Origin of the sequence: Streptomyces alkaliphilus (assembly GCF_014141535.1) — a bacterium.
GTDB classification, from domain to species: domain Bacteria; phylum Actinomycetota; class Actinomycetes; order Streptomycetales; family Streptomycetaceae; genus Streptomyces; species Streptomyces alkaliphilus.
The window spans coordinates 1-6,189 of record NZ_VKHT01000218.1 but is presented as its reverse complement, the minus strand read 5'-3'; the positions used below and the strand labels follow the sequence as shown (position 1 = coordinate 6,189).

The 6,189-nt window shown below is 72.2% G+C and carries 3 protein-coding genes; 2 read left to right on the top strand and 1 reads right to left on the bottom strand.

Annotation, left to right across the window (positions count from 1 at the left end; translation table 11 throughout):
- Positions 1-432 precede the first annotated feature (432 nt).
- On the top strand, positions 433-1,983 hold the full coding sequence (locus FNQ90_RS09585) for an aldehyde dehydrogenase (NADP(+)) (protein ID WP_407699332.1): 1,551 nt from the start codon (positions 433-435) through the stop codon (positions 1,981-1,983).
- Between the two features lie 376 nt (positions 1,984-2,359).
- Positions 2,360-4,351: a PhoX family protein gene (locus FNQ90_RS09580; protein WP_182605973.1), complete on the top strand. Its 1,992-nt coding sequence runs from the start codon at positions 2,360-2,362 to the stop codon at positions 4,349-4,351.
- An 82-nt stretch (positions 4,352-4,433) separates the two neighbouring features.
- Here FNQ90_RS09580 and FNQ90_RS09575 read toward each other — a convergent pair whose 3' ends face one another.
- Positions 4,434-5,927, bottom strand: a complete 1,494-nt coding sequence (locus FNQ90_RS09575) for an SLC13 family permease (RefSeq protein ID WP_143620368.1) — start codon at positions 5,925-5,927, stop codon at positions 4,434-4,436.
- Positions 5,928-6,189: the final 262 nt, after the last annotated feature.

Here is a 6,189-nt window from a genome sequence, read left to right as displayed (position 1 = left end):
AAACGGGGGAGCGGAGCCGACGGGCCGTGACGCGGTCCTCAGAACCCGCCTCCGCGCAACCGGTTGCAGGAAACATCCACTGATGTCTTCTCGCAAGCCGATGACGCGGGGGTATGGACAGAAAGCGTTTGCGGGATATGCTGGGGGTGCGGGCCCGATGGTGACTGCGCCGCATCATCGGGGCCCGTTCCGCACGGTGGTCCCGCGCCGGTCCCCGCCCTCTCGGGGACCGCACCCTCCGGGCCCGCGCCTGCGTGCAGGAAGGCCGTGTCGGGTCGCCGTGGTGCGGAACGGACGACCCGACACGGCCCCCCTTGTTCGCCCGGAGAGGACCCGGGTAGGGTCCCAGTCATTCGTATCCACGGTCGACGTTCGTGATGTCGAACAACATCCCGGCGGGCGGCGTCCGAACTCTCGCAGGAGGAAGAACCCGTGGCAGCTGAAGTGTGGAGCGTGGACCCGCGCACGGGCGAGCGACGCGAGCCGGTCGGTCACGAGGCCACCGCTGCCGACGTGGACGCCGCCGTGCGTGCCGCCGAGGCCGCCCGTCCCGCCCTGGCCGACCGGGAGACCCGGATCGCGCTGTTGCGCGCGGCGGCCGAGGAACTGGAGGCGGCCGGTGAGGAGATCATCGCCACCGCCGACGCCGAGACCGCGCTGGGCACCGCCCGCCTGACCGGTGAGCTGGGCCGCACCACCGGCCAACTGCGCGCCTTCGCCGACGAGGTCGCCGAGGGCGGTTACCTCGACCTCACCATCGACCACGCCGACCCCTCGGCGACCCCGCCCCGGCCCGACCTGCGCCGTACCCGGGTCCCCCTGGGGGTCGTCGCGGTCTACGCCGCCTCCAACTTCCCGCTGGCCTTCTCGGTGCCCGGCGGTGACACCGCCAGCGCCCTGGCCGCCGGTTGCCCGGTCGTGGTCAAGGCGCACCCGGACCACCCGGCGGTCTCCGAGCTGTGCGCCGCCGCCGTGCGGCGCGCCGCCGAGCGGGTCGGTCTCGCCGAACTCGCCGACGGTGTGCTGCCGGTGGTGCACGGCTTCGACGCCGGCGTGGAGCTGATCCGCCACCCGCTGGTGGCCGCCGCCGGCTTCACCGGCTCCATTCGCGGTGGGCGCGCGCTCTTCGACGCCGCCGCCTCCCGGCCCGTGCCGATCCCCTTCCACGGCGAACTGGGCAGCCTGAACCCCGTCGTGGTGACCGCCGCCGCGGCGGAGGAGCGCGCCGACGCCATCGGCGCCGGTCTCGCCGGCTCGATGACCATGGGGGTCGGTCAGTTCTGCACCAAGCCCGGCCTGGTGTTCGTCCCCGGGGGCCCGGCGGGCGACGCCCTGCTGAAGACCCTCGCCGAGCGGGTCGGTGAGGCGCCCGCCGGGGTGCTGCTGGACGGCCGGATGCGCGAGGCGTTCCTGGAGGGTGTGCGCGAACGCGCCGCGCTGGAGGACGTCACCGCCCCCGTCTCCCCGGCCGAGGGGGAGGGGCGCACGGTGGCCGCCGGTTTCCTCACCGTCCCCGCCGCCCGGCTCGCCGAGCCCGGGTACGGAGCGCTGCTGGAGGAGTGCTTCGGCCCGGTCACCGTCATAGCCCGGTACGGCGACGCCGGCGCCGAGTCGGAGGAGGTGGGCGGCGCCCTGGCGCGGCTGGGCGGCAACCTCACCGCATCCCTGCACATCGGAGCGGCCGAGGCCGAGGACCCCACCGGGCCCGCCGCTCGTCTGCTGGCCGCCCTCACCCCGCTCGCCGGTCGGGTCCTGGTCAACGGGTGGCCGACCGGCGTCGCGGTCGTGCCCGCCCAGCACCACGGCGGCCCCTACCCGGCGACCACCTCCACCTCCACCTCGGTCGGCGTCGCCGCCATCGACCGGTGGCTGCGACCGGTCGCCTACCAGGACACCCCGCCGGCCCTGCTCCCGCCGGAGTTGCGGGACGAGAACCCGCTGGGACTGCCCCGTCGGGTGAACGGCCGCCGAGAGATCGGATAACCGACGGGCGGAGTCGAACGACTCCCCCGGGTCGCGCCCCGCCGGGTCGTCCTCGAAGGACGACCCGGCGGGGCGCCGCCATTTCCCCCGGGAAACCGGCCACCGGCCGGTTTCCCGGGGTGCCCCCGGAACCCGCACCGGCGTTCCGGGGGCACTGTCGTGTCCGCCCGTCGGGCCACCGGATCCGCGCCCCCGGACCGACGCACCGGGGCGTTCGACGTCGGGCGATCGGGCGAATCGGATCGCCCGTATGTGCGGAGGTGGTCCGCCGTTCACCTTCCCCATCCCCCGAGGTCACAACCGGCTCCTAGCCTCGCCGCAGCATCACACGACCACCACCCCCGCCGTCGGTGGGGTAGAGCAGTGAGGGCAGAAGATGTCAGCGCAGCCCGCGCCCGGACCTGTGTTCCCCGAGATCGACCCCGACGAGGTGAGTTCGAACCCCTCCGGCAACCGTTCCTTCCAGGACGTCGCGAGTACTTTCCTGTCCCGCCGAGCCGCCCTGCGCGGCGGGACCGCCGCCGCGGCCGGATTCCTGGTGGCCGGGTCCCTCTCCGGCTCCGCCGTCGCCTCGCCGCCCGCGCACGCGGCGGCGGCCGGTAAGCCGGAGACCCCCGGCAAGCCCGTCGCCCCGGGCAAGCCGGGCTCGCGCGGCCTGCTCGGTTTCGCCCCCGTCCCCACCTCCTCGGACGACGCCTTCACCGTTCCGCCCGGTTACGAGACGCAGGTGCTCATCCCGTGGGGCACCCCGCTGAGCCCGCGCGGCCCGAAGTGGAGGAAGGACGGCTCCAACACCGCCGCCGAGCAGGAGCGGCAGATCGGCATGAACCACGACGGGATGCACTTCTTCCCGCTGGGGAGGGGGAAGGAGGGCAACCGTCGCGGTCTGCTGGTGCTCAACCACGAGTACGTCGACCAGCAGTTGCTCTTCCCCGACGGTCCCACCGAGATGACCCGGGAGAAGGTGGCCAAGGCACTGGCCGCCCACGGCGTCAGCGTGGTGGAGGTCGAGGAGCGCAAGGGGGTGTGGCAGGTCGTCGAGTCCCGCTACGCCCGCAAGGTCACCGGCACCACCCCCGTCGAGTTCTCCGGTCCGGTCAAGGCCACCCACCCCAAGCTGCGTTCGAACAACGCCCCCATGGGCACCCTGAACAACTGCTCGCACGGTGTGACCCCCTGGGGTACCTACCTGACCTGTGAGGAGAACTGGAACGGGTACTTCGGCACCGAGGACTCCTCCTGGTCCCCGACGCCGGAGCAGGCCCGCTACGGCATCAACGCCGGTGGCTTCGGCTACCGTTGGCACCTGGCCGACGAGCGCTTCGACGTGGCCCGCAACGGCAACGAGCTCAACCGCTTCGGCTGGGTCGTCGAGATCGACCCGACCAACCCGAAGGCCAAGCCGGTCAAGCGCACGGCCCTGGGCCGTTTCAAGCACGAGGGTTGCACCGTCGTGGAGTCCCGGGGCCGGGTCGTCGCCTACTCCGGTGACGACCAGGACGGCGACTACATCTACAAGTTCGTCGGTGACGGCAACTGGCGCGCCCACCGGGCCCTGGGGCGCAGCCCGCTGGACCACGGCACCCTGTACGTGGCGAAGTTCGAGGACGACGGTCGGGGCACCTGGCTGCCGCTGAGCTTCGGCACCGGTCCGCTGACCAAGAAGAACGGCTGGCAGGACCAGGCGGACGTGCTCATCCGCACCCGCGAGGCCGCCGACGCGCTCGGCGCCACGAAGATGGACCGGCCCGAGTGGATCGCGGTCAACCCCAAGAACAAGGACGTGTACTGCACGCTCACCAACGGCACCGGCTGGCCGGGTGAGGCGAACCCGCGCACCCCCAACCCCTACGGTCACATCATCCGTTGGGCGGAGAAGGGGAAGGACCACACCGCGACCACCTTCACCTGGGACATCTTCGTCCTGGCCGGCGACCCGGCCTACGACTCCTCGGTGGACCTGAACGAGGACAACATCTTCGGCTCCCCCGACGGTCTGTGGTTCGACGACGAGGGCCGGCTGTGGATCCAGACCGACATCTCCAACTCCTCGCAGAACCTCGCGAGCCGGGGCTACGACAACATCGCCAACAACGCGATGCTGGCCGCCGACCCGAGGACCGGTGAGATCCGCCGCTTCCTGGTGGGTCCGCGCGGGTGCGAGATCACCGGTGTGATCACCACCCCGGACCGCCGCACGATGTTCGTCAACGTCCAGCACCCCGGTGAGGCCAGCGCGGCCTGGGGCTCGCCGAGCCCGGCGAATCCCCGCGCGGTGAGCAACTGGCCCGACTTCGACCCCGAGGGGCGCCCGCGCTCCGCGACCGTGGTGATCCGCCGTACCGACGGCGGCGTGATCGGCGCCTGAGCCCGACCGGAACCGACAACGGGGCCCGTCCCGATCCGTACGGATCGGGGCGGGCCCCGCCCCTGTTCGGGGCCGGCGTCGGCTAGACGGTGAGACCGAAGACCAGGATGCCCAGGCTGTAGAGCGCGAGCATCAGGAGCACGATGCCGATCACGTTGAGCCAGACCCCGCCCCGGATCATCTGCCCGATGGTCACCTGGCCGGAGCCGAAGACCACCGCGTTCGGCGGGGTGGCCACCGGCAGCATGAAGGCGCAGGTGGCGGCGACGGCGACGGGGATGAGCAGCAGCATCGGGTCCAGTCCCAGGCCACCCGCGACCCCGGCCATGATCGGCAGGAACGTCGCCACCGTGGCGGTGTTGCTGGTCAACTCCGTCAGCAGCAGCACCAGAACGGCCACCGCCACCACGAACAGCACGGTCGGCAGCAGGTCCAGGCCGGTGACCCGATCGCCGATCCAGGGCCCCAGCCCGGTCTGCTCCCCGTCCTCCCCGGTGCGGTTGAAGGCCCCGGACAGCGCCAACCCACCGCCGAACAACAGCAGGATGCCCCAGGGCAGGGCCTTGGTGTCCTCCCACCCCAGCGCGCGACGGCGACGGTCGCGGGAGACCGGCAGCAGCAGGAGCAGCACGGCGGCGGTCATGGCGATCGCCGCGTCGTCGATCCGCTCGGTCCAGGGCCACACGCCGTGCAGTTGCGGCAGCGTCACCCAGGAGAGGGCGGCGAACACGAAGACGGCCAGCACCGTCCACTCCGGACGGCTGATCGGCCCCAACTCGCGCAGCTTCTCCCGGATCAGCTCCCGGCCACCGGGCACCTCGCCGATGCGCGGTCGGAAGACCACCCGGGTGAGCACCAACCAGGCGATGACCAGGAAGACCGCGGCGATGGGCACCCCGAACTGCATCCATTGGAAGAAGCTGATCGAGATGCCGTAGTTCTCGTCGACGAACCCGCGCAACAGGGTGTTGGGCGGGGTGCCGATGACCGTGCCGAGCGAGCCGATCGAGGCCGCGTAGGCGATGCCCAGCATCAGGGCGGTGGCGAAGTTCGGATCCCGCCTGCCGTCTCCGAGTTGTGCCATCAGTCCGAGCACGGCGATGCCGATGGGCAGCATCATCACGGCCGTCGCGGTGTTGGAGATCCACATGCTCAGGAACGCCGAGGCGATCATGAAGCCCAGGATCATCCGACGCGGTCCGGTTCCCACCACCAGCACGGTGGCCAGGGCGAAGCGGGTGTGCAGATTCCAGCGCTGCATCGCGATGGCGATGATGAAACCGCCCATGAACAGGAAGATCACGGGGTTGGCGTACGGGGGCGCCACCTCGTCGATGGGCGCCACGTCCAGCGCGGGGAAGGCGATCAACGGCACCAGCGCGGTGGCCGGCAGGGGCAACGCCTCGGTCATCCACCACACGGCCATCAACACGGCGACCGCCGCCACGTTCTTGTCCTGGGGGGCGAGCGAATCGGGCAGCACCAGTCGCACGACGGCGGCCAGGAGCAGCCCGGCGAGCAGCCCGACCCACTGTCGGGTCCGTACACCGGTGCCCGGCCGGTCGGAGGTCTCCACGCGGGGGGCGGCATCCGGACCGTCGGCCGGCCCGCCCCCCTCGGGCGCGCCGGCCCGTTCGCCGTCCGACGGGGTGTCGCCCCGCCGTTCCGGTCGCTCCTCCGCGGACCTCGCCGTCCCGGTCTCCGACACGATGTCCCCCATCGTCCGAGGTGTGAAGATGTGCCCGGCCCGCCCGGGGCCGGGGTTCGCCCGCTCCCTGCCCGCTTCCCGCGTGTCCACGCCCCGGGCCGTGGAGTGTTACCGGGGTGTTGCCCGGGGC